The sequence below is a fragment of the Streptomyces sp. NBC_00250 genome, from assembly GCF_036192275.1.
GTDB lineage: Bacteria > Actinomycetota > Actinomycetes > Streptomycetales > Streptomycetaceae > Streptomyces.
In genome coordinates, this window is record NZ_CP108088.1 from 569,034 (window position 1) to 592,515 (window position 23,482).

General features: G+C 71.9%; 18 protein-coding genes. 15 read left to right on the plus strand and 3 right to left on the minus strand.

Annotated features, from left to right (window positions below):
* Nucleotides 1–108: 108 nt before the first annotated feature.
* From OG259_RS02560 to OG259_RS02570, 3 genes are all read right to left on the minus strand, one after another.
* A complete protein-coding gene (locus OG259_RS02560; RefSeq protein ID WP_328940662.1) occupies nt 109–756 on the minus strand; it encodes an alpha-ketoglutarate-dependent dioxygenase AlkB in 648 nt (215 codons plus the stop codon).
* 75 nt (nt 757–831) lie between these two features.
* A complete protein-coding gene (locus OG259_RS02565; protein WP_328940663.1) occupies nt 832–1,494 on the minus strand; it encodes an alpha/beta hydrolase in 663 nt (220 codons plus the stop codon).
* A 62-nt stretch (nt 1,495–1,556) separates the two neighbouring features.
* Nucleotides 1,557–2,138 (minus strand): DoxX family protein, encoded by a 582-nt coding sequence (locus OG259_RS02570; RefSeq protein WP_443051902.1) that lies wholly within the window; start codon nt 2,136–2,138, stop codon nt 1,557–1,559.
* Between the two features lie 112 nt (nt 2,139–2,250).
* On the opposite strand from OG259_RS02570, the gene OG259_RS02575 reads away from it, so the two are divergent.
* The 15 genes from OG259_RS02575 (at nt 2,251) to OG259_RS02645 (ending at nt 23,481) form a co-directional block, all read left to right on the plus strand.
* Nucleotides 2,251–2,742 (plus strand): MarR family winged helix-turn-helix transcriptional regulator, encoded by a 492-nt coding sequence (locus OG259_RS02575; RefSeq protein WP_328940664.1) that lies wholly within the window; start codon nt 2,251–2,253, stop codon nt 2,740–2,742.
* Between the two features lie 710 nt (nt 2,743–3,452).
* Nucleotides 3,453–4,931 carry a sugar transferase gene (locus OG259_RS02580; RefSeq protein WP_328940665.1) on the plus strand — a complete coding sequence of 493 codons (1,479 nt, stop codon included), beginning with the start codon at nt 3,453–3,455 and terminating at the stop codon, nt 4,929–4,931.
* A 73-nt stretch (nt 4,932–5,004) separates the two neighbouring features.
* On the plus strand, nt 5,005–6,321 hold the full coding sequence (locus OG259_RS02585; protein ID WP_328940666.1) for a nucleotide sugar dehydrogenase: 1,317 nt from the start codon (nt 5,005–5,007) through the stop codon (nt 6,319–6,321).
* Nucleotides 6,311–7,576 (plus strand): glycosyltransferase family 4 protein, encoded by a 1,266-nt coding sequence (locus OG259_RS02590; protein ID WP_328940667.1) that lies wholly within the window; start codon nt 6,311–6,313, stop codon nt 7,574–7,576. Before OG259_RS02585 ends, OG259_RS02590 begins: the two co-directional genes overlap by 11 nt.
* Nucleotides 7,573–9,051 carry a Wzz/FepE/Etk N-terminal domain-containing protein gene (locus tag OG259_RS02595; RefSeq protein WP_328940668.1) on the plus strand — a complete coding sequence of 493 codons (1,479 nt, stop codon included), beginning with the start codon at nt 7,573–7,575 and terminating at the stop codon, nt 9,049–9,051. Before OG259_RS02590 ends, OG259_RS02595 begins: the two co-directional genes overlap by 4 nt.
* Nucleotides 9,048–10,565: a Wzz/FepE/Etk N-terminal domain-containing protein gene (locus OG259_RS02600; RefSeq protein WP_328940669.1), complete on the plus strand. Its 1,518-nt coding sequence runs from the start codon at nt 9,048–9,050 to the stop codon at nt 10,563–10,565. Before OG259_RS02595 ends, OG259_RS02600 begins: the two co-directional genes overlap by 4 nt.
* Before the next feature lie 3 nt (nt 10,566–10,568).
* The gene (gene asnB, locus OG259_RS02605; protein WP_328940670.1) at nt 10,569–12,503 is read left to right on the plus strand and encodes an asparagine synthase (glutamine-hydrolyzing); all 1,935 of its coding nucleotides are present in this window, start codon (nt 10,569–10,571) and stop codon (nt 12,501–12,503) included.
* A gap of 16 nt (nt 12,504–12,519) precedes the next feature.
* On the plus strand, nt 12,520–14,694 hold the full coding sequence (locus OG259_RS02610) for a bi-domain-containing oxidoreductase (RefSeq protein ID WP_328940671.1): 2,175 nt from the start codon (nt 12,520–12,522) through the stop codon (nt 14,692–14,694).
* Nucleotides 14,691–16,658: an alginate lyase family protein gene (locus OG259_RS02615; RefSeq protein WP_328940672.1), complete on the plus strand. Its 1,968-nt coding sequence runs from the start codon at nt 14,691–14,693 to the stop codon at nt 16,656–16,658. Before OG259_RS02610 ends, OG259_RS02615 begins: the two co-directional genes overlap by 4 nt.
* 11 nt (nt 16,659–16,669) lie before the next feature.
* Entirely contained in the window at nt 16,670–18,235 is a 1,566-nt protein-coding gene (locus OG259_RS02620) for a right-handed parallel beta-helix repeat-containing protein (protein WP_328940673.1), read from the plus strand.
* 1 nt (nt 18,236) lies between these two features.
* Nucleotides 18,237–19,529 carry an O-antigen ligase domain-containing protein gene (locus OG259_RS02625; RefSeq protein ID WP_328940674.1) on the plus strand — a complete coding sequence of 431 codons (1,293 nt, stop codon included), beginning with the start codon at nt 18,237–18,239 and terminating at the stop codon, nt 19,527–19,529.
* Between the two features lie 7 nt (nt 19,530–19,536).
* Entirely contained in the window at nt 19,537–20,814 is a 1,278-nt protein-coding gene (locus OG259_RS02630; protein ID WP_328940675.1) for a glycosyltransferase, read from the plus strand.
* On the plus strand, nt 20,811–22,046 hold the full coding sequence (locus OG259_RS02635) for a class I SAM-dependent methyltransferase (protein WP_328940676.1): 1,236 nt from the start codon (nt 20,811–20,813) through the stop codon (nt 22,044–22,046). Before OG259_RS02630 ends, OG259_RS02635 begins: the two co-directional genes overlap by 4 nt.
* A complete protein-coding gene (locus tag OG259_RS02640) occupies nt 22,043–22,837 on the plus strand; it encodes a glucose-1-phosphate cytidylyltransferase (RefSeq protein WP_328940677.1) in 795 nt (264 codons plus the stop codon). The genes OG259_RS02635 and OG259_RS02640 overlap by 4 nt, the downstream gene beginning before the upstream one ends.
* On the plus strand, nt 22,834–23,481 hold the full coding sequence (locus OG259_RS02645; RefSeq protein WP_328940678.1) for a PIG-L deacetylase family protein: 648 nt from the start codon (nt 22,834–22,836) through the stop codon (nt 23,479–23,481). Before OG259_RS02640 ends, OG259_RS02645 begins: the two co-directional genes overlap by 4 nt.
* The last annotated feature ends 1 nt before the right edge of the window (nt 23,482 follow it).

A 23,482-nucleotide genomic window follows, 5' to 3' on the forward strand; every position in this document is an offset into this window, starting at 1 on the left:
TCGACGGACTCCGCACACATGCCGCGCTCCGCGGACTCCACGCACACGCCGGGTCCGGCGGACTCCACACAGGCGCCGGGCTCGGTGGACTCCCCGCGGTCGCCAAGGTCAGCGGACTCCCCGCGGGCGGAACTGAACGCTGATGCGGGGCCCGACCGCACGGCTCGTCTTGGGGACGGCATGGTCCCAGGTGCGCTGACAGGAACCGCCCATCACCACGAGGTCTCCGTGGCCGAGCGGGAGACGCAGAGCCGTGGGGCCGCCGGAGCGCGGGCGGAAGGCGAGGTCGCGGGGATCGCCGAGGGAGAGGATCGCGACCATCGTGTCGTGGGCGGCGGAGCGGCCGGTGCGATCGCCGTGCCAGGCCACGCTGTCCCGGCCGTCGCGGTAGAGGCAGAGGCCGGCGGAGACGAAGGGTTCACCGAGTTCGGGGCCGTAGTGGGAGCCGAGGGTCCGCCTCGCCTCGGTGAGGGCGGGGTGCGGGAGGGGGACGCCCTCGCCGTAGTGGGCCAGGAGCCGGGGCACGGCGACCACGTTGTCGTACATCGGCCGCTCCTCGGCCCGCCAGGGCACCCCGGCGACCAGCTCCTCGAACAGCGCGTCGGAGCCCTGCAGCCAGCCGGGGAGGTGGTCGACCCAGGCGCCGCCGTCCAGCACGGTCCGCCGGAGGCCGTCCAGTGGGCCGAACCGGATGTCGTCGCCCTGGTCGAAGAGGGAGCCCTGGAGTCCGGGCAGGGCGGGTCGCGCTGCGCTCATGGGTCCAGCGTAACCAATAACCGAACACATGAGCGAACAGAATCGCCGCGACCGGCCCTGAGGGGCCGACACCGCTCAGGACGTCACACGGCCACCCGGGGCGCGCGGCGGCGCGGTCGCCAGGAAGTCGTGGATGTCCCGGAGCTCCTGGACGGAGACGCCGTGCCCCATGCCCGGATAGGTCCGCTCGCGCAGGTCGGCTCCGGACCGCTCCCGCAGCCATGTGCCGGTACGCGCGACCAGATCGGCGGGGATCACGGCGTCCGCGGTGTCGCGCCCCCAGAAGAGAGGGAGTCCGGCGAGCCGGTCGGTCTCCTCGGAGAGACCGGCGTCCCAGGGCAGGGTGCCGGACAGCAGCACCGCGGCGGAGAAGCGCCCGGGTTCGGCCAGGACGAGGCCGCCCGCCATGGCCATTCCTCCGGAGAACCCGAGCACGGCCACGGAGGAGTGCCGCGCCTCCACCGTGTCCAGCCAGCCGAAGAGCCGGTCGGACGTCTCGGCGAGGGAGTCCGGCAGCGGGCGTCCGACACCGCGGTTGGCGAACCAGGCGTAGCCGCCGCCCTCCGGGATGGGCGCCCTGACGGAGGCGACGGTCGTCCCGGACGGGAGGTGCGGGGCGAGGCCGGCGAAGGACCGCTCGTCGGCGCCGCGGCCGTGCAGGGCGACGACCAGCGGAGTGCCGGCGCGCTCCCCCTCGTCGGCCGACCAACGAATGACGGGGAAAGGCTGGTTGGGCACGCTCGGTTCCTTTCTGAGGGGCGGGGGCTCGGCGCGGATCGCCGACGACCCGGAGGCGGCCGTCAGCCGCGCACCAGCAGGACGACGCCGGCCGCGACCGCCCCGAGCACCACGGCGAGGACGCCGTGGGCGAGGCGGTGCGAGCGGAGCCCGGGCAGGAAGCGGTCGACGGCGTAGCGGCCGGGCCCGGTCAGGGCGAGCACGACGGCGGCGACGGTCAGGAGCAGCTCGTACTCCACTCCCTGAGGGGCGAAGAAGGAGAAGCCCGCGTCCGTCTTCACCGCCAGGGCGTTGACCAGGGTGCCGACGAGGCCGGCGGCCACCAGCGGGGTGAGCAGCCCCAGGGCGAGTCCGAGCCCGCCCAGGGTCTCGGTGAGGCCGGCCACGACGGCCATCGCCTTCCCCGCGGGGTAGCCGACCGAGGCGAAGAACTGCGCGGTGCCGTCGATGCCCCCGCCCCCGAACCAGCCGAACAGCTTCTGGCTGCCGTGGACGGCCACGGTGAGACCGAGGGCCACGCGCAGGACCAGGAGTCCGATGTCGTACGTGTGCGGGGACGGCGCCGCGGCGGTGGGGGTGCGGTCGATCGCGGGGGAAGTCACGGGGTGGTTCCTTCGTGTCGAGAGGCAGGTGGTGTGCGTCATGGGGTCCGCCCCGGTTCGCTACGACCACACGGAAAGACAGGTAGTTCAAATTTGAACCGGCCACGACTGTACATATTGATTCGAATTTGAACAACCGAGGTAGAGTGGCCCCATGGACGAACCGCGCTGGCTGAACCAGGTCGAGATGCGCGCCTGGCAGGGCTTCCTCGTGGCGAGCAGCCTGATGTCGCGCCGCGTCGAGCAGCAGCTCAAGAGCGACGAGGGCCTCTCCCACCCCCAGTACGAGGTGCTCGTGCGACTGTCGGCGACACCCGACGGCGAGCTGCGCATGACGGAGCTCGCCGATGCCGTGCTCACCTCCAAGAGCGGCCTCACCTACCAGATCACCCAGCTGGAGAAGGCCGGCCTGGTACGCCGCCGCACCTGCCCCACCGACGTACGCGGAACCTTCGCCGTACTGACGGAGGAGGGGCGCCAGGCCCTCCACCACGCCGCCCCCGGGCACGTCGCCCTCGTCCGCGAGCTGTTCGTCGACGCCCTCGAACCCGAGCAGATCGCCCTGCTCGCCGACGCCCTGGAGACCGTGGGACACCGACTGCGCGGGGACGACCCGTCAGCCCCCGGAGACCGCCCCGCGCGGTGACGGACAGACCCCGGAGCAGTCGGGGGCAGGCGCATCGGGCGCCGGAGTCCCGCGATCGACGTACCGGCTCCAGCCCGGCAGGTTAAAGAACAAGCCAAGCTCTGCCGGCCCAACAGCGGCGGGCTGACCCGGAGTTGGCGGTTCCGGCAGCCTCGCGAACTGCCGTCACCACAGGTCACGACGCATGTCTCCACCGTGAGGGCTCCACCGGGCGGTCACCCTTCGGTGGATCAACCTTCAAAGGTTCAGCACAAATTGTGCACATCCCTCTTCAGAGGGTCTCCGATGCTCTAGATTGACCGTGCTTCACAAGCTCGGACACCAGGCGACAAATGATGATCTTTCGATCCAGCGCTATGGACGGCCAGTAGTAGCGTCCCCGGCGCCAGACGTGGGGGTGATCGATTCTTGGAGCCCGACTGGGGCTTCGGGTGTGGGGAGCACCCGAAACTCCGACAGGTTCCGGCACACCTCGGAGCTCTGGCAGGACACACGAGTCCGCCGTCGCCTGAGTGAGGGTGTTCATGTAGCGCTGCAACGGTCGGTACGTCATGCACGGGGTGGGCGTGTGCCTCCCGGAGACAGGAACAGCGCGGCGCGCAGGGGCGGGGGCCCCTGAGGGGAGGAACAGCGCGGGGGGCGGGGGCCTCCCGGGGGGAGGAACCGTGTGGAGCCAACACGTCGAGACCACTGGCGCCCTGGGGGGGACCGTGCAGCAGGGGGAATTAGTCAGCCCGTTTCCATCGACCCACGGTCGGCTGGAGAACGGGGCGATCAGCCGGGCCGACGTCGACTGGGAGCAGCGGTACCGCCGGGCAGTGATCACCAGCGACATCGTGGTCACCGCCGTCCTCGTGGCGGCCATCGGCAGCTTCTTCGGGGTCCGGGACGCGGCCAACTGGCACGAGAAGTGGAGGATTCTCGCCTTCGGCACCGAACTTCTGGTGCTGGGAGCGCTTGCGGTGAGCCGGTCATGGGCTCCGGCCGTGCTCGGCCAGGGCGCCGAGGAATTCCGCCGGCTCGGACGCTCGCTGTGTACGGCGGCCGTCGTACTGGCGCTCCTCGGGATCGCTCTCACCTCGCGCAACATCAAGCTCTGGATCTTCGTCGCGATCCCGGTGATCGCCCTCGTCACCATGACCGAGCGGTATCTGCTGCGCCTCTGGCTGCACAAGCAGCGGAAGGAAGGACGGTGCCTGCGCCCGGTGCTCGCCGCCGGCAGCCCGGCCACCGTGCGTGACCTGATCACCCGCACCCGCAAGTTCCCGCACCTCGGCTGGCGGGTGGAGGCGGTGTGCACGGCGGACAGTCCCGGGCTCGACGGTGACCAGGTGGACGGAGTGCCGGTGGTCGGCCGGCTGGCCGACGTCGCGGGCCACGTCCGTCACAACGGCTACCGTGTCGTCGCGGTCACACCGGACCCGCACTGGTCACCGGACCGGCTGCAGCGGCTGGCCTGGAACCTCGAAGGCAGCGATGCCGAGATGGTCGTGGCTCCCGTGCTGATGGAGGTGGCCGGCCCGCGACTGCACGTCGACGCGGTGCTCGGGATCCCCCTGCTGCGGGTCAGCATGCCGACCTTCACCGGGGGCCGCCGGGCGGTCAAGGAGGTCGTCGACCGGATGGGCGCGGCGGTCCTGTTGATGCTGCTCGCGCCGCTGATGCTCCTCGTCGGGCTGCTCGTGCTGGTGGACAGCCGGGGCGGGGCGGTCTACCGCCAGCGCAGGGTCGGCAAGGACGGCCGCGAGTTCACCATTCTCAAGTTCCGCACCATGGTCGTCGGGGCCGACGCGGCACGGGCCGAGCTGGCCCACCGCAACGAGGGCGCCGGCCTGCTGTTCAAGCTCCGCCGGGATCCACGGGTGACCCGGGTGGGAGCGGTGCTGCGCCGGTACTCGCTCGACGAGCTCCCGCAGCTGTTCAACGTACTCACCGGCTCGATGTCTCTGGTCGGTCCGCGGCCTCCGTTGCCGGAGGAGTCCGCCGCGTACGGCCCGGACATCCGGCGGCGGCTGCTCGTCAAGCCCGGTCTCACCGGCCTGTGGCAGATCAGCGGACGAAGCGACCTGCCGTGGGACGAGGCGGTGCGGCTGGACCTGCGGTACGTGGAGGACTGGTCGCTCGCACTGGACGCGGTGATTCTGTGGAAGACGCTGCGAGCGGTGTTCTACGGGCAGGGGGCCTACTGATGCGCGGGGGGCGTCGTCAGTTCGGCTCAGGGACGGCAGGCCACAAGGGCCTGCCCAGGGGGAGGAACGGGTCATGAGAGTCAGCGTCTTCGGGCTCGGCTACGTGGGCTGCGTGTCGGCCGCGTGCCTGGCCAGCCTCGGTCACGAGGTCATCGGGGTGGACGTGAACCAGGTGAAGGTCGACCTGGTCAACGACGGCAAGGCGCCGGTGGTCGAGGAGCGGATCGGCGAGCTCATCGCCGAGGTCGTGCGGAGCGGAGCATTACGCGCCACCACCGACGTCCGCGAGGCGATCGCGGGCAGCGAGGTGTCGCTCATCTGCGTGGGCACCCCGTCGGAGCCCAACGGCAGCCTGTGCACCACGTACTTGGAGCGGGTCACCGAGGAGATCGGTGCCGCGGTGGCCGAGCGGGGCGGGCGGCAGACCATCGTGTTCCGCAGCACCATGCTCCCGGGCACCTGCCTGAACCTGCTGGTGCCGATCCTGGAGAAGTACGTCGGCGGCACGGCCGGGGTGGACTTCGGGGTCGCGGTCAACCCGGAGTTCCTGCGGGAGGGCACCAGCGTGCTGGACTTCTTCGACCCGCCCAAGACCGTCATCGGCGAGCTCGACCCGGCGAGCGGCGACGTGGTGGCGGCGCTGTACGACGGATTGCCCGGCGAGGTGTTCCGGGTGCCGGTCCCGACGGCCGAGGCGATCAAGTACGCGGACAACGCCTTCCACGGCCTCAAGATCGGCTTCGCGAACGAGCTGGGCGCGGTGTGCCAGGCGCTCGGGGTGGACTCGCACCAGGTGATCGACGTGTTCCTGGCCGACCGCAAGCTGAACATCAGTCCCGCCTACCTGCGGCCGGGCTTCGCGTTCGGTGGCTCCTGCCTGCCCAAGGACCTGCGCAGCCTGGTCCACGCGGCGCAGCGGGCCGACGTCTCGGTGCCCATCCTCGCCCATGTGCTGCCCTCCAACTCCGATCATCTGCAGCGCGCGGTGGAGTTGGTCGAGCGCACCGGCAAGCGCCGGGTGGGCCTCTTCGGCCTGTCGTTCAAGCCCGGCACCGACGACCTTCGCGAGAGCCCGCTCGTCGAGCTGGCGGAGAGGCTCTTCGGCAAGGGGTACGACCTGCGGATCTACGACCCCAACGTGAACCTCTCCCGGCTGCTCGGTGCGAACCGCGAGTACATCGAGACCCGGCTGCCGCACCTCGCGCAGCTGCTCTCGGACTCCGTCGCCGAAGTGCTCGACCATGCCGAGGTGTGCCTGGTCGGGACAAGGGATCCGGCCGTGCTTTCGGCGCTGCCCCATGGCGACGGCCCGGTGATCGTCGACCTCATCCACCTTCCCGACGCCGACGTGCGCCGGGCCGAACCGGGGTACGTGGGCCTTGCTTGGTGATACGACCAGTGGCGCCGGGCCGACCCGGCGCGCGCTGATCCTGGTGGAGAACCTGTCGGTGCCGTTCGATCGGCGGGTGTGGCAGGAGTGCACGACGCTGCGCGACGCGGGCTGGGAGGTGCACGTCATCTGTCCCCGAGGGGAGAAGCGGGACACGGAACCGGAGGCGGTGATCGACGGGGTGCGGATCCACCGCTACCCGTTGCGCGCGGCCACCGGAGGGCCGGCCGGCTACCTGCGGGAGTACGGATCGGCGCTGTGGCACACGATCCGGCTGGCCCGCGAGGTCGGCCCGGTCGACGTGGTCCACGCCTGCAACCCGCCGGACCTGCTGTTCCTGCCGGCCCGGTGGCTCAAGCGGCGCGGGGCGCGGTTCGTCTTCGACCAGCACGACCTGGTGCCCGAGCTGTACCTCTCGCGGTTCGACCGCGGCGAGGACCTCCTCTACCGCGCCGTGTGCGCGCTGGAACGGATGACCTACCGGGCCGCGGACGTCGTGCTCGCCACGAACGAGAGCTACCGGGACGTCGCGCTGCGCCGTGGCGGCCGACGGCCGGAGGACGTCTTCGTGGTGCGCAGCGCCCCCGACATCGAGCGGTTCCACCCGGTGCCGCCGGAGCCGGAACTGAAGCGCGGCAAGCCTCATCTGCTGTGCTACCTCGGTGTCATGGGGCCGCAGGACGGCGTCGACTACGCCCTGCGGGCCCTCGCGAAGCTGCGCGACGAGCTCGGGCGGACCGACTGGCACGCGGTGTTCGTCGGCGCCGGCGACGCCTTCGACGCGATGGTCGAGCTGTCCCGGCAGCTCGGGCTCTCGGAGCAGGTGCAGTTCACCGGTCGCATTCCCGACGCGGACCTGGTGCGCTACCTGTCCACCGCGGACGTGTGCCTCTCCCCCGACCCGCGCAATCCGCTCAACGACGTGTCGACCATGAACAAGGTCCTGGAATACATGGTGATGGGCAGGCCCATCGTCTCGTTCGACCTCCGGGAGGCGCGTGTCTCCGCCGGTGACGCCGCCGTCTACGCGCCCGCCAACGACGAGGCCGAGTTCGCCCGGCTCATCGCGCTGCTCCTCGACGATCCGGAGGAGCGGGCCCGGATGGGCAAGACCGGTCAGGAGCGGATCAGCGGGCAGCTCTCCTGGCGGCACTCGCAGCAATCACTGCTGGCCGCCTACGCCGCCGCCTGCCGTGACCGCACTCCCGTGTCGTCGGCCGGTCAGGGCCGGGCAGGGAGAAGGCCGCACCGTTGAGCGACGACACCATACGTCTGGTCACGATCGGACGGATCATCCGTCGGCGCCGACGGCTTCTCGTCATCCTCGTGGTGATGGGTGCGCTGGTCGGCTACGGCACCTCGCTGCTGCTTCCACCGCGGTACACGACATCGGCGTCGGTTCTGCTGCCGGGGGCGTGGGAGGAGCGCGAGCTGCTGACCCAGGCGGAGATCGCGACCACGTCGGTGGTGGTGGACCGCGCGGCCGCCGCTCTGGGCTGGCCCGGGGTCGATGGCAACGAGCTGCGGGAGCAGCTGAGCGCCAAGGCCGCGGACGGGAACATCATCAAGATCTCGGGGACGGCCGACACCCCGGCGCGCGCCCAGCGCCTCGCCGACCAGGTGGCCGAGGAGTTCGTCGCCTTCGCCGCGCAGATCTCGGGCGACAGCACCGACCCCGAAGCGGCCGGGCAGCCCGAGGCGCTGCGGCAGCTGGTGGAGCGGACCAGCCGCCGCATCACCGAGCTGGCCGACGAGGCCGGGTCGGGGAAGAGCGTGGAGAGCGTGCAGACCCGCACCGAGCTCGCGAAGCTGCGCACCGCGCTGCAGGAGGCCGTGGACAAGCTGGACAAGGCCGAGCCGGCCGCCGGAAGGGCGAGCATGGTCGTGCTGGGACCGGCGGCCCGGCCGACCGGCGAGGCACCGCCGACGAGGACGCAGCTCGTCGTCGCCGGAGCGCTGCTGTCCTTCGTGCTCGCGGTCCTCGGTCATCTCGCGGCCGCGCGGGTGAGCCGCCGACTGCGCACCGAGCCGGAGATCACCGCGGCGCTGGGCTCCACGCTGCTCGGCACCGTCGACGTACCCGCGCAGTGGCCCGAGCACCGGCCCGGGGGCCGTGGCCCGCGGGCCCGGATCCGCCGACTGCTCGGCGTCGACGTCCGGTGGGACATACCGACCCCGCAGCGCTCCGGCGACGAGGCGAGCAGGCAGATCCGCTACCGGCGGGTGTACGCCCGCCTCCGGGACCGACTGCCCTCCTCCAGAGGGCTGTTGGTCGTGGTTCCGGATGGTGACGAGGTCGCCCGCCGGGCCGCCGATCAGCTCGTCACCGAGGCCGGGAGCGCTCCTTCCCCGAGCTCTTCGAACGGGGCTCGCCCGCTGCTGCGGGTGATGGAGGTATCGGTGTCCCGGCCGATGGTGCCGGACCCCGACGACGAGTCCGGTGCCGTGGTCGTGCTCAGCGCGGGCAGCTGGACCGCCGGGGAGCTCGCCGGCATCGCCGAGGCGTGTACCGACGCCCGGCACGAGGTCGTCGGCATCGTCCTGGCCGGCACGGTCTGGGCCCGTCCGACGCGGCCGGCCGGCCGTGCCCGGCAAGCCGCCGCGGGGAAGCGCAAGGCGGACGACACCACTCCGACGCTCGCGGCGGACGACCCTTCGCCGACGCTCGCGGCGGACGACACCACACCGGCGCTCGCAGTGGGCGACGACGCGCCAGGAGGTAAAGGGTGACGACGCGTACGACGTCGGAGCCGTCGGCCACGCCGCTGATCGACCTGCAGTCGCTGGTGGTGGCGGTACGGAGACGGCGCCGCCTCTGGTCCGCCATGGCAGTGCTCGGCCTGGTCGGCGGCACGGCGGTGGCCGTCCTGCTGCCGCCGCCGCCGACCGCGGTGACCAAGGTGCTGGTCGCGCACCAGGAGGACCAGCCGAACGACCCCGGAACGCTGATCCGCACCGACGCCGCGCTGCTGCACACCACCCGGATCGCCGGCAGCGCCCTGCGGTCCCTCAAGTCCTCGGAGAAACCGGAGGACTTCATGAAGGAGTACGAAGGTGTCGGCTTGACCAACAACCTGCTGCAGATCGATGTGACAGGTGACAGCGACGCGGAGGCGGTGGCCCGCGCCAAGGCACTGGCCGACGCGTTCGTCGCGGACCATGTCAGGCGGATACGGGAAGCGGCGGACGCCGAGGCCAAGGCCTTGCTCGACCAGCGTGACCGGCTGCGGGACGACCTCGCCGAGGTCAACAGGGCGATCGGGGAAGGATCGTCCGAGAACGGTCCGAAGGCATCGGCGAACATGGAGTCGCTCTTCGCCCGCCGCGCCGAACTCACCTCGCAGATATCCGACTTCGGCCAGCGCGCCGCCGAGGCGCGCATCGGCACGCCTCACCTCGTCGCCCGCACCCAGGTCGTGGACGCCCCACGCGCGGTGCGGCACTCCCTGCCCAAGGCCGCGGCAACCAACGGCGGGATCGGGATCGCCCTCGGACTAGCCCTCGGACTCGCGGTGGCCGCGGTCGGCGCGGTGGTGGCGGACCGCCCGGTGCTGCGCCGGGAGATCGCGGCGAACCTCGGCGCCTCGGTCATCGCCGAGCTGCCACGCGGGACGGGCGGGTGGTGGCGGCGCCGACGGACCCGGGCGGCACGGGCGAGGCTCGCTTCGTCCCTGGCCCGCACCATGCGCGGCTCCGCCGAACCGATGTCGCTGCTGGAACTGGGCAGTGAGCACAGCACGAGCATGATCGCCCTGGACCTCGCCGGAACGCTGGCGGACGAGGGGCCCGTGGTGATCGTCGACGGTCTCCCCGGCCTGCGGCTCGCCGACCGCCGCCCGAAGCCGGGTGATCCGACCGTGGTCAGCGGAGACGATGCCGCGGCCGTCCCGTACCAGGAGCGCCGGATCGGCGTCGGCTCGGTGGCGCCCGGCGCGGCGTGGACCGACCTGCACCACCTCGGCACCCGGACGGTGCTCGTCGTACGGGCCGGGCACGGCAGCACCGCGTGGCTGCACACCGTGGCGCGGCAGCTCGCGGACCAGCGCATCGCGGTGATCGGTGTGGTGCTGATCGACCCCGATCCGCGTGACCGGACCGACGGAACGCTGTGGGCCGGGGCGCCCGCCTCGCCGCGCGGCCGGAGCGAGGGGCCGGCCCGGCGGAACGGGACGGGACGGCGGGGAACGGAGCGGGTGCCGATGTGGGTGTCACAGGTCCCGGACAGCGACCAGGACGGGCGGTAGGACATGTGTGGCATCGCAGGCACGTACCGATGGCCGGACGGGAAGGTCGTGGCCGACCGGCTCACCGACACGCTCGCCCACCGCGGGCCGGACGGGGCGGGCCGGTACAGCCATCCCGTCGGTGACGGCGAGGTGCACCTCGGGCACCGTCGGCTGGCCATCGTCGACCTGTCCGAGACCGGCGCCCAGCCGATGGCCTCGGGCGGCCTCGTCCTGACGTACAACGGCGAGCTGTACAACGCCCCTGAACTGCGTGCCGAGTTGACGGCCGCGGGGGTGCGTTTCCGGGGTACCTCCGACACCGAGGTGCTGCTCGAAGCCTGGCGGCGCTGGGGCACGGACTGCCTGCCCCGGCTGCGCGGCATGTTCGCGTTCGGGATCTTCGACGAGCGCACCGGTGAGCTGGTGCTCGCCCGCGACCAGCTCGGCATCAAGCCGCTGTTCCTGCTCCGGCGCGGTGCGGGCCTGGTGTTCGCCTCCGAGCTCAAGGCGCTCGCCGCCGCCACCGGCGGTTCGCTGGAGGTGGACCACGCGGCGCTGGTGGCCTCGCTCCTCTATTACTGGGTGCCGGACTCGCGGTGCGCGTTCCGCGAGGCGGAGAAGCTGCCGCCGGGGAGCTGGCTCCGGTTCCGGCCCGACGGCGGGGTGGAGCGCGGCCGGTTCTGGGACCTCCGGGACGTCGCCGCCGAGGGCCGGGAGCGGGCCAGGAGCGGCGAACTGCCGGACGTGGCCGCCGTCGTCGAGGAGTCGACGCGACGCCACCTGCTCTCCGACGTACCGGTGGCGACCTTCCTCTCCGGCGGTCTGGACTCCAGCTACCTGACCGCGCTGGCCGCCCGCGACCGACCGGGGATCTCCGCCTACACGATCGGGTTCCGCGCCGAGGACGCAAAGTTCGAGGCGATGCCGGACGACCTGCGCTATGCCCGGCAGGTGGCCGAGCGGTTCGGCGTCGACCTGCACGAGATCGAGATCGCCCCGAACGTGCTCGACCTGCTGCCGCAGATGACGTACCACCTGGACGAGCCGATCGGCGACCCCGCCGCGATCAACACGTTCCTCATCTGCCAGGCCGCCCGGGAGGCCGGGGTCAAGGTGATGCTCTCGGGGATGGGTGCCGACGAGCTGTTCGCCGGCTACCGCAAGCACCTGGCCAACCTGATCGCGCTGCGCTACCAGCGCGTCCCGCGGCTCCTGCGGCGCGGTCTGTCCACTGCCGTGGACCGGCTGCCGGTCGCCTCGGCCCGCCGGGGGTACCGTTCGGTGCGCTTCGCGAAGCGGTTCCTCTCCTTCGCCGACCTGCCGGAGGAGACCGCCTTCCGGCGCAGCTACACCATGTACGACCAGGACGAGCTGCTCGCCCTGGTCGATCCGGACCTGGCCGGGACGGTCGACGACGTACTGACCGAGCACACGGACGTCTACCAGGACAACGACCTCGACGACTTCGTCAACCGCATGTGCCTGGGCGACGCCCGGATGTTCCTGCCGGGCCTGAACCTCGCTTACACGGACCGGTCGAGCATGGCCGCGTCGACCGAGGTGCGGGTGCCGTACGTGGACGTCGAGGTGGTCAAGGCGGCGTTCGCGGTGCCCGGCGACCGCAAGATCGTGGGGCGGCAGGGCAAGGCCGTCCTCAAGGAGGCGGCCACCTCGATCCTGCCCCGGGAGATCGTGTACCGGCCCAAGGGCCTGTTCAGCGCCCCGCTGCGGGCCTGGATGAGCCGGGATCTGGCACCGCTGGTGCGCGAGGTGGTGAACGACGGCGTGCTCGTCCGGAACGGCTTCCTGCGCCGCGACGCGCTGGCGCGCATGGTCGCCGAGGACGCCGCGGGGCAGCGGGACTTCTCCAAGCATCTCTGGCATGTGCTGACCCTGGAGTACTGGTATCGCGGCGCGACCTCCGGGTCCGGCCGGGATACGCACGAGAAGGCTTAGAAACAAGGGGACTTCGGTGAAACAGGTTGTACAGAACTACAAGACCGGCGAACTCGCGGTGCTCGACGTGCCGGTACCGGGGTGCAAGCCGGGCGGTGTGCTCGTCCGCACCTCCTACTCCCTGATATCGACCGGGACCGAGCTCATGAAGGTCTCCGAGGCCGGCATGTCGATGCTGGGCAAGGCCCGCTCCCGGCCGGACCAGGTGGCCAAGGTCATGCAGAGCGTGGCCACCAACGGGATACCCGCCACCTACCAGAAGGTGATGGGCAAGCTGGACTCCTACACCCCGCTGGGTTACTCGCTGTGCGGGGTGGTCGAGCAGGTCGGCCCCGGCGTCGACGACGTGAAGGTCGGCGACCTCGTGGCCTGCGCGGGCAACGAGCACGCCCTGCACGCCGAACTGAACTGGGTGCCGAAGAACCTCTACGCCAAGGTGCCGGACGGCCTCGCGCCGCGGCACGCGGCGTTCGGCACCGTCGGCTCGATCGCGATGCAGGGCGTCCGGCAGGGCGAGCCGCAGCTCGGCGAGGTGGCGCTCGTCATCGGTCTCGGACTGATCGGGCAGCTGGTCGTACAGCTCCTCGCCGCCGCGGGCGTCCGCGTCGTCGGGGCCGACCCCGACCCGGCGCGCTGCGAGCTCGCCGAGCGCCTGGGCGCCGTGGCCTGCGGCGATCCCGCTTCCACGGCCGTGGAGGCCGCCGTCGCCGAACTCACCGACGGCCACGGCGTGGACCAGGTGTACCTGGCCGCCGGCGGCGGTAGCAACCAGCCCGTGGAGCTGGCCGCCCGGCTGTGCCGCGACCGCGGCCGGGTCGTCGACATCGGCAAGTGCCGTCTGGACCTGCCGTGGAACGCGTACTACGAGAAGGAGCTGGACGTCCGCTTCTCCCGCTCGTACGGCCCCGGGCGCTACGACCCGGCGTACGAGCTCGAAGGGCGGGACTACCCGATCGGGTACGTCCGGTGGACCGAGCGCCGCAACCTGGCGTGCTTCCTCGACCTCATGGCACGCGGCCGGGTCGACGTGGAGCCCCTGGTGTCGCACGTCGCCGACTTCGACGACGCCGTCGACACGTACCGGCGGCTGAAGGACGGCGACCTGAAGGCCGTGGCGGTGCTGTTCCGCTACCCCGAGGAGAAGGCCGAGGCACCGGCCCCGACGGTGGCCGTGCCCGCGGTACGACGCGGTGGCGCGGCCCCGGCCCGGCCGGTGAAGAGCCCGGTGCGCCTCGCGTTCGTCGGCGCGGGGAACTACGCGACGTCGATGCTGCTGCCGCACCTGGCCAAGCGGGAGGGCGTCGAGCTGTCCACCGTCGTCACCACGACGGCACTGTCCGCGGCCAACGCGCAGCGGAAGTTCGGCTTCGCCGAGGCGACCACCGATCTCGACGCCGTGCTCGGCGACACCTCCGTCGACGCGGTGTTCGTCGTCACCCGGCACAGCTCGCACGCCGAACTGACCCGCAAGGCGCTCCTCGCCGGCAAGACGGTGTTCGTGGAGAAGCCCCTCGCCCTCTCCGAGGACGAGCTGGCCGGGGTCCTCGCGGCGGTGGAGGAGTCCGGCAACGACCGGCTCCAGGTCGGCTTCAACCGCCGGTTCGCGCCGCTGCTGCAGCAGGCCACGGGGCAGTTCGGCGTCCGGACGGGCCCGGCGAACCTCCGCTACCTGGTCAACGCGGGTCGGCTGCAGCACGGCAGCTGGTACCTCCAACAGGGCACCGAGGGCTCGCGGTTCGCCGGCGAGGGCGGCCACTTCATCGACACGGCGAGCCGGCTGCTCGGGGCGGACCCCGTCTCGGTGTACGCGGTCGCCACGTCCGGCAACGACGACCTGCAGGTCGTGCTGCGCTACCCGGACGGGTCCACCGCCACCATCAGCTACGTCACCACCGGCCCGTCGAGCTTCCCGAAGGAGACGCTGGACCTCGTCGCGGACGGCAAGGTGCTGCGGCTCGACGACTTCGTCCGCGCCTCGGTCTACGGGAGCAAGCGCTGGGTCAGCTCGCGGCTGCCCCAGGCCCGCGACAAGGGACAGAACGCCGAACTGGCCGCGTTCGTCAAGGCCGTGCGGACCGGCGGTCCGATGCCGGTCCCGCTGGAGTCGCTCGTGGCCACGACGGCGGCCACCCTCGCCGTACAGGCCTCTCTGGTCGGCGGCGTGCCGGTGACGCTGGCGGGGGCTCGATGACCATGAGCGCGGGCTGGTACCTGCGGCGGTTGTCCCGGATGGGACCGCGGGAGGTCGGCGGCCGGGTGGGCGACACGGTACGCAGGCGCCGGTGGCGGTCGGCGCCGCCGGACTGCCCGAGGGTGACCGGCGCCCGGTTCACCGCGGCACTGCCCGCCGGGACGATCGCCGCGATACCTCCGGACGCCGCGAAACGGCTCGTCGCCGAGGCGGACCGGCTGATGGCCGGGCACGCCGAGTACTTCGGGGTGGTCCGCGACGACCTGGCCGACCCGGACTGGTGGTACGACCCGAAGACCGGGCGCCGGGCGCCGTCGGGATACGCCTTCGACGTGCCGTACCGGAACGAGGACGCGGCGGGGGACGTCAAGCAGATCTGGGAGCTCTCCCGGCACCAGTACCTCACGGTGCTCGCCGCCGCCTACGCGATCACCGGGGACGAGCGGTACGCCGAGCGCGTGGCCGAGCACCTGCGGTCGTGGTGGACGGGCAACCCGCCGCTGCGCGGCGTGCACTGGATCAGCGGCATCGAGCTGGGCATCCGGCTGCTGTCCTGGGTGTGGATCCGCCGGCTGCTCGACGGCTGGCCGGGCGCGGCCGGTCTGTTCGAGGACAACCCGGTGGCGGTGAACCAGGTGTGGCACCACCAGCGCTGGCTGGCCGCCTTCCCCAGCCGGGGTTCGTCGGCCAACAACCACGTCATCGCCGAGGCCGCCGGGCAGTTCGCAGCGGCCTGCGCGTTCGCCTGGTTCCCCTCCTCGGCGCGTTGGCGCTTCGGCGCGCTGCGGTCCCTCGAGCGGCATCTGCGCGAGAACACCTTCCACTCCGGCCTCAACCGCGAGCTGGCCACCGAATATCACGGGCTCGTCCTCGAACTCGGTCTGGCCGCGGTGGCCGAGGCGGATGCCGCCGCCGTGCCGGTCCCCGCGTCGGTCCGACTGGTGCTGCTGCGGATGACCGACGCGCTCGCGGCCGTCGTGGACAGCCGGTTACGGCCGCCGCGCCAGGGCGACGCGGACGACGGGCACGGACTCGTCGTGGACGGCACGGGCACCGACCGCTGGGCCTCGCTCCTCGCCACCGGCGACGCCGTGTTCGGCCGGCTCGACTGGTGGCCGACGGTGACCGGCACCGACGTGCGCACCCCGCTGCTCGCCGCGCTCATCCGGCCTTTCGCGAAGATCACGACCGCACCGGCCGTGACCCGCCCGGCGAGCCGGCCGGCGCATTTCGCCGACGCGGGCATGACGATCCTGCGCGGTCCGGGAGAGATCTGGTGCCGCTGCGACGGTGGTCCGCACGGCTTCCTGTCCATCGCCGCGCACGCCCATGCGGACGCGCTGTCCGTGGAGGTCCGGCACGACGGTGTCGATGTGCTCGCCGACCCGGGGACGTACTGCTACCACGGACAGCCGGAGTGGCGGCGGTACTTCCGGTCGACCCTCGGCCACAACACCCTGCAATGGGACGGCGGTGACCAGTCCGTCTCGGGTGGCCCGTTCCTGTGGACCCGGCACGCCCGCACCCGCGTCCTGGTCGCGGACACGTCCGGCGCCTCCGACGGGGGGACCGTCCGCTGGTGCGCCGAGCACGACGGATACCAGCGTTCCGTGCACCGCCGACGGGTGGAGCTGACCGCCGCGAGCCAGGAGCTGCGCGTGGTCGACGAGGTCCACGGCGAGCGCGGGCCCGTGCGCCTGGCGTTCCACCTCGGCCCGGCGATCGCCGCGGACCTGGTGGGGAACCGGGCGGTGCTCAGCTGGACCCTGGACGGCGAGGACCGCTCCGCCGTGCTCGACCTGCCCGGGCAGCTGTCCTGGCGGGCGCACCGCGGCGAGACGGCTCCGCCGCTGGGCTGGTACTCCGCCGGTTTCGGGCGCAAGGAACCCACCACCACGCTGGTCGGCACGGGCTTCGCCGACGGTGTGGAGGGGTTCACCACCGTGCTCGGGTTCCGCGGCTAGGGGGGGCAGGGGTGGGGATCAAGGGACGGGAGTGGGCGTTGGCGTGCGCGCTGCTGGTGGCGACCGGTTGCACGAGCGCGCCGGATGCCCCAGCGAAGCCGTCCGTGGCGCCCGCCACCTCCGACGCTTCCGGCGGGCACGGGCACGCCACGCCCGATGCGTCCGGGGCGCCCGCCACGTCCCCCGCCCGCGTGTGCTCCAAGCCCGCCGCCGGGCCCGCGAAAGCACCGCCGGGCGCGGTGACGGTCGACCCCGCGGTGGTCGGCGACCTGGCCGCGAAGACCGAGAGCAGCCCCCCGAACACCACGTTCTGGCTCCGGCCGGGCACGCACCGGCTGGAGCCGGACCCGTATGCCCAGGTCATCGCCAAGGAGGGGAACCGCTACCTCGGCGCGCCGGGCGCCGTGCTGGACGGCCGGAAGGTCAACCAGTACGCGTTCGGCGGGACCGCCCGCGACGTCTCCATCCGCCACCTGACCGTGGAGCGTTTCGTCGCGCCGCACGACGAGGGGGTCGTCAATCACGACATGGCCGACGCGTGGGTGATCGAGCACGCGACGATCCAGTACAACTCAGGTGCCGGGCTGATGGCCGGTGCTCGCCAGCAGGTCCGCGCCAGCTGCCTGCGCGGCAACGGACAGTACGGAATGAACGCGTACAAGACCGGTGACTCCATCCGTGGCCTGGTGGTCGAGGGCAACGAGATCGTGGGCAACAACACCGACGACTGGGAGCGGCGGCAGCCGGGCTGCGGCTGCACCGGGGGCATCAAGTTCTGGGCCGTCGACGGCGCCGACGTTCGCGGCAACTGGGTGCACGACAACCGCGGGGCCGGGTTGTGGGCCGACAACAACAACAACGACTTCCGCATCGAGGACAACCTGCTGGAGGCCAACGACGGTGCCGCGCTCATCTACGAGACCAGCTACAACGCGGTCATCCGGAACAACACGCTCCGGCGGAACAACTGGGTCGAGGGCCGCGCGGGCGCCAAGGACGGCGACGACTTCCCGTACGCGACGGTCTATGTCTCCGAGGCCGGCGGCGAGCCACGGATCCGCGCACGCACGGACAGGATCGAGATCTACGGGAACGTGCTGGAGAACAACTGGAACGGGATCACCCTGTGGGAGAACGCCGACCGGTTCTGCAACAGCCCGGCCAACACGTCGACCGGTTACTGCACGTTGCTGGTGAAGGACACCGGCCGCTGCGCACCACCGGCGATCGCGACCGCGCCGCTCTACACCGACTGCCGGTGGAAGACCCAGCGGGTGGACATCCACGGCAACCGCTTCGTCCTCGACCCGTCCGTCGTCGGATGTACGGCGGAATGCGCACGCATGGCGGTCTTCGCGAACGACGGCACCTCTCCGGACTGGTCACCGTACAAGGGCAGGCGGGTCGCCGACGCCATCACCCATCAGCAGCAGAACCGCTGGCACGACAACGTCTACCGCGGACCGTGGAGCTTCGTCGCCGGCGACCGGAGCCGGACCCTCTCCTCCGGACAGTGGCAGGGCACGCCGTACCGCCAGGACACGGGCAGCACCTTCGTCCCACGGGCCGGTGGTTGAGATGGGCGGAGACCTGAGGCGCGGCGGGCCGCCGGGCGGACCGGACACGGCGGGCACACCCTCCGCCACCGATCCACGCCCCGTCGGCACCCCGAAGACCGTCGGCATCGTCTGGGCGTTGCTGGGCCTCAACACGCTCGGCTCCGCCGGGGCGAAGACCGTCGTCGCCCTGCCCCGCTCCCTCATCCAGATGGCCACCATGGGGGCGCTGGTCGCCGCGTTCGCGCTGGCGCTCGCGCTCAATCCCCGGCTGCGCATCCGGGCCAGCGCCTTCCTGTTCCTGCTCACCCTGCTGCTGGTGCCGAGCGTGATCGCCAGCGTGCAGGTGGACGTCGGGTTCGGCGCGCTGTTCCGCTGCGCCCGGCTGGCTCTCTTCGTGGGCACGCTGTGGCTGCTCAGCCGCTGGTGGGACGGCAGCCTGACGTTCGTCCGGTACCACATCCGGATGTACTTCGCGGTGCTCGTACTGGTGGCCGTCGGCCTGGTCGTCGCACCGGGCACGGCGCTGCCCGAGTACTACGGTGGGCGCCTCGTCGGCGCGTTGTGGCCGCTCACCCCGCCGCAGATCGGGCAGTACGCGGCGGTGGTCATCGGGCTCACCGTGCTGCTCGTGCTGGGGCGCCGGGCCGACAGGACCAGTGCGGTGGTGGTCATCGTGCCGTCGCTCGTCCTGCTCGCGTTCACCCATACCCGGACGGCCACGCTGGGGCTGCTCATCGGGTTGGTCCTGGCCATCGGTTCGCTCATCCTGACCAGCGCCGCCGCCCGCCGGTTCTTCGCCTGGGCGGTGCTGTGCGCCACGGTGGCCGCCGTGGTGTTCAGCTCCGCGCTGCGGGCGTGGTTCCTGCGCGGACAGAGCCAGCAGAACTTCGCCAACCTCACCGGTCGGGCCAAGGTCTGGGACGCCCTCCTCGCGGAGCCCCGGTCGACCGGGGAGAAGGTGTTCGGCACGGGCCTGGGCGACAAGTCCTTCGACGGGCTGCCGATCGACAACAGCTGGCTGGCCGTCTACGACGAGCAGGGTCTGATCGGCGTCACCATCGTGGCGGCCGTCATCGCCGTGCTGGGCGGGGTCGCGTTGCTGCGGCCACCGTCGCTGCCGAGGGCCTGCGCGATCTTCCTGATCAGCTACTGCGCGATCTCGTCGTACACCGAGGTCGGGCTCGGTGACGCCTCGGCGTATCTGCTCCATCTGGCCCTGGCCGCCTCGCTCCTGGTGGCACCGGCACCGGCGACGCCGCTCCCTACGGCCGAAATCCCCCGACGACGTATCCCGCGATGGGCCAGGAGGTGACCTGAGCATGCATGTCCTTGTGGTGCACAACCGATACTCGTCGGCGCAGCCGAGCGGGGAGAACAGGGTCGTCGACGAAGAGGTGGGGCTGCTGCGCGCGGCCGGCCACCGGGTCGACGTCTTCGAGCGGCGCAGCGACGACATCGCCGCCCGGTCCCTGCTCGGGAAGGCCGCGGTGCCGCTGCTGGTGCCGTGGAACCCGGGGGTCCGCACGGAGCTCGCCGCCCGGCTGCGCGCCGACCGGCCTGACGTGGTGCACGTCCACAACGTCTTCCCGCTGCTGTCCCCCGCGGTCCTCGCGGCCTGCGCCGACGTCGGTGTGCCCGTCGTCGCCACGCTGCACAACTACACCCAGGTCTGCCCGCCCGGCACGCTGCACAGGGACGGCCGGCAGTGCACCGAGTGCGTCGGATCGAAGGCGTCGCTGCCCGCGGTCCGGCACGGCTGCTACCGGAACTCCCGGCTGGCGACGGTTCCGCTCGCGGTCAGCCTGTCGGTCAACCGGCGGCGGTGGTGGTCAGGGGTGGAGCGGTTCTTCTGCATCTCGGCGGCACAGCGCGACGTCCTGGTCCGGTCCGGCATGCCGTCCGAGCGGCTGGTGGTCAAGCACAACTTCGTGCCCGACCCGGGCACCCGCCGCGACGGCGCCGGCGAGCACCTGCTCTTCCTCGGTCGGCTCGCGGAGGCCAAGGGGGTGCGGCTGCTCATGGCCGCGTGGGACGAGATCGCCGCGGACGGCGGGGTGGGCGTGCCGCTCGTGATCGCCGGCGCGGGGCCGCTGGAGCGAGAGGTGACCGCCTGGGCGGCGGGCCGGGACGACGTGCGGTACGCCGGGCTCTGGGACCCGGCGGAGTGCCGGCAGGGCGTCGCGCGGTCGGTCGCCGTGGTGGCTCCCTCGATGGCCCTGGAGACGTTCGGTCTGGTGGTCGCGGAGGCGATGGCGGCGGGGGTCCCGGCCATCGCCGCCGGTCACGGCGCCTTCGTCGAACTCGTCGACGAAGGGGTGACCGGGCTGCTGCACCAGCCGGGCGACCCCGCCTCGCTCGCGTCCCGCATGCGCCGGGTCGTGACCGAGCCGGGCCTCAACCGGGAGATGGGCGAGGCGGCCAGGCGCCGGTACGAGCAGGGGTTCAGCCCGGCCGTCGGGCTTGAGCGCCTGGTGGAGGAGTACCGCACCGCGATCGCGGGGCGGTCCGGCGGCGGGCGCGGCGCGCCGCCGGTAGGGAACGAAGACACTGGCTCGCGGCGGGTCACCCGCGCGAGCAGGGATGGGGGCAGTAGATGACTGGTTGCCGACTCTGCGGTTCGGCGGCGCTGGCCGGCGTCGTCGATCTGGGGGCGACCCCGCCGTGCGAGAGCTTTCTCGCCGCGGACCAACTGGACCAGCCGGAGCCCGCGTACCCGCTGCACCTGCGGGTCTGCACCGATTGCTGGCTCGCGCAGATACCGCCGCTGATCACGCCGGAGGATACGTTCAGCGAGTACGCGTACTTCTCCTCCTTCTCCACCTCCTGGGTGGAGCACGCGCGCGTGTTCGTCTCCGAGGCCGTGGAGCGGGTGGGGCTCGGCCCCGAGGCCTTCGTGGTCGAGGTCGCGAGCAACGACGGCTATCTGCTGCGGCACGTGGTGGACCGGGGGATCCGCTGCCTCGGCATCGAGCCGTCGGTGAACGTCGGTGCCACGGCGCGCGACGCGGGTGTGCCCACGCTCACGGAGTTCCTGTCCCCGGACACCGGTGCGGCCGTCCGCGCCGAGCACGGTCCGGCGGATCTGGTCGTGGCCAACAACGTGTACGCGCACATCCCCGATGTGGTCGGCTTCACCGAGGGCCTGCGCGCCCTGGTCGCCGACGACGGCTGGGTCTCCATCGAGGTGCAGCACCTGCTGACCCTGATCGAGGAGAACCAGTACGACACGATCTACCACGAGCACTTCCAGTACTACACGGTCGCGTCCGCGATCCGTGCGCTCGCGAGCGGCGGACTCGCGCTCGTGGACGTCGAGTTGCTGCCCACGCACGGCGGCTCCATCCGGCTGTGGGCCCGGCCGGCCGAGGTGGCCGGTGAGCCGACCACGAGGGTGGCCGACGTACTGGCCCGGGAGAAGGCCGCCGGGCTGCAGGAGCTGTCCGGCTACACCGAGTTCTCCGCCCGGGTGGCCAAGGTGCGCCGGGACCTCCTGCGGTTCCTCATCGAGGCGGCAGAACGCGGCGAGACGGTCGTCGGCTACGGCGCCCCGGGCAAGGGCAACACCCTGCTCAACCATTGCGGCATCCGGCCCGACCTGCTCGCCTACACGGTCGACCGCAACCCCTACAAGCACGGCAGGTTCACGCCGGGCACCCGCATCCCGATCCTGCCGCCCGAGCGGATAGCCGCCGACAGGCCCGACTACGTCCTCGTTCTCCCGTGGAACCTGCGGGACGAGCTGATCGAGCAGCTGTCCTTCGTGCACGAGTGGGGCGGCCGGCTGGTCTTCCCCATCCCGGAACTGAGCGTTGTCGAGGTGAAGGCATGAAGGTCGTCCTGTTCTGCGGCGGTTACGGGATGCGGATGCGCAACGGCACCTCCGACGACGTGCCCAAGCCGATGGCGATGGTCGGCCCGCGGCCGCTGATCTGGCACGTGATGCGCTACTACGCGCACTACGGGCACACCGAGTTCGTCCTGTGCCTCGGGTACGGCGCGCACCACATCAAGGACTTCTTCCTCAACTACGAGGAGACGACGTCCAACGACTTCGTGCTGCGGGGCGGGCGGACCGAGCTGCTGTCCACCGACATATCCGACTGGACGATCACGTTCGCGCAGACCGGCATCGAGTCGCCGATCGGGGAGCGGCTGCGCCGGGTCCGGCACCATCTGGACGGCGACGAGATGTTCCTCGCCAACTACGCCGACGTGCTCACCGACGCCCCGCTGCCGGAGATGATCGACCGTTTCGCGCAGCGCGACGCCGGCGCGTCGATGATGGTGGTGCCGCCGCAGCAGTCGTTCCACTGCGTGGACCTGGGCGAGGACGGCCTGGTCGGGGGCATCACCGCGGTGAGCGACATGCCGCTGTGGGAGAACGGCGGCTACTTCGTGCTCCGCCAGGAGGTCTTCGACCACATACCCGAGAACGGGGACCTGGTCGCCGACGGCTGTGCCCAACTGGCCAAGCGCGGGAGGCTGTCGGCCTTCCAGCACCGCGGCTTCTGGAAGCCGACCGACACCGTGAAGGAGCGGGCGGCGCTCGACGCCTCCTACGCCCGGGGCGACCGCCCCTGGGCCGTGTGGGAGCGGGACACCGCGGGAGCGACCGCGTGATCCGGCTCGGCGCCGGGCGCCTGGAGCGGATCGTCGCAGTCGGGGCGCACTGCGACGACATCGCCATCGGCGCCGGCGGCACGCTGCTGACGCTGTGCCTCGCCCGGCCGGGTGTGCGGGTCGACGCGCTGGTGCTCTCCGGCGGTGGCAGCGAGCGCGAGGAGGAGGAGCGGGCCGCGCTCGCCGCCTTCTGTCCGGGCGCCGACCTGCGGCTGACCGTGCTCAAGCTGCCGGACGGCCGGATGCCCACCCACTGGGAGGAGGCCAAGGCCGCGGTCGAGGAGCTGCGCGGGCAGACCGATCCGGATCTGGTCCTCGCGCCCCGCACCGATGACGCGCACCAGGACCACCGCGGCCTGGCGCGGCTGATGCCCACCGCGTTCCGCGACCACCTGGTGCTCGGCTACGAGATCGTCAAGTGGGACGGCGATCTCGGCCGTCCTTCGGCGTACCAGCCGCTCTCGCCGGAGATCGCCGAAGAGAAGGTGCGGCTGTTGCAGGAGCACTACCCCTCGCAACGGCACCGGCCCTGGTACGACCGGGAGGCCTTCCTCGGCCTCGCACGCATCCGCGGAATCGAATGCCACGCACGCTACGCCGAGGCGTTCGCCGTCACCAAACTCACTCTCGACCTGGGGGAATGAA

Bases quoted from the DNA above. Each gene is read 5' to 3' on its own strand.
- OG259_RS02630 (WP_328940675.1), top strand. From the start codon at position 19,537: ATGCATGTCCTTGTGGTGCACAACCGATACTCGTCGGCGCAGCCGAGC.
- OG259_RS02585 (WP_328940666.1), top strand. From the start codon at position 5,005: ATGAGAGTCAGCGTCTTCGGGCTCGGCTACGTGGGCTGCGTGTCGGCC.
- OG259_RS02560 (WP_328940662.1), bottom strand. From the start codon at position 756: ATGAGCGCAGCGCGACCCGCCCTGCCCGGACTCCAGGGCTCCCTCTTC.
- asnB (WP_328940670.1), top strand. From the start codon at position 10,569: ATGTGTGGCATCGCAGGCACGTACCGATGGCCGGACGGGAAGGTCGTG.
- OG259_RS02635 (WP_328940676.1), top strand. From the start codon at position 20,811: ATGACTGGTTGCCGACTCTGCGGTTCGGCGGCGCTGGCCGGCGTCGTC.
- OG259_RS02615 (WP_328940672.1), top strand. From the start codon at position 14,691: ATGACCATGAGCGCGGGCTGGTACCTGCGGCGGTTGTCCCGGATGGGA.
- OG259_RS02575 (WP_328940664.1), top strand. From the start codon at position 2,251: ATGGACGAACCGCGCTGGCTGAACCAGGTCGAGATGCGCGCCTGGCAG.
- OG259_RS02625 (WP_328940674.1), top strand. From the start codon at position 18,237: ATGGGCGGAGACCTGAGGCGCGGCGGGCCGCCGGGCGGACCGGACACG.
- OG259_RS02570 (WP_443051902.1), bottom strand. From the start codon at position 2,138: ATGACGCACACCACCTGCCTCTCGACACGAAGGAACCACCCCGTGACT.
- OG259_RS02640 (WP_328940677.1), top strand. From the start codon at position 22,043: ATGAAGGTCGTCCTGTTCTGCGGCGGTTACGGGATGCGGATGCGCAAC.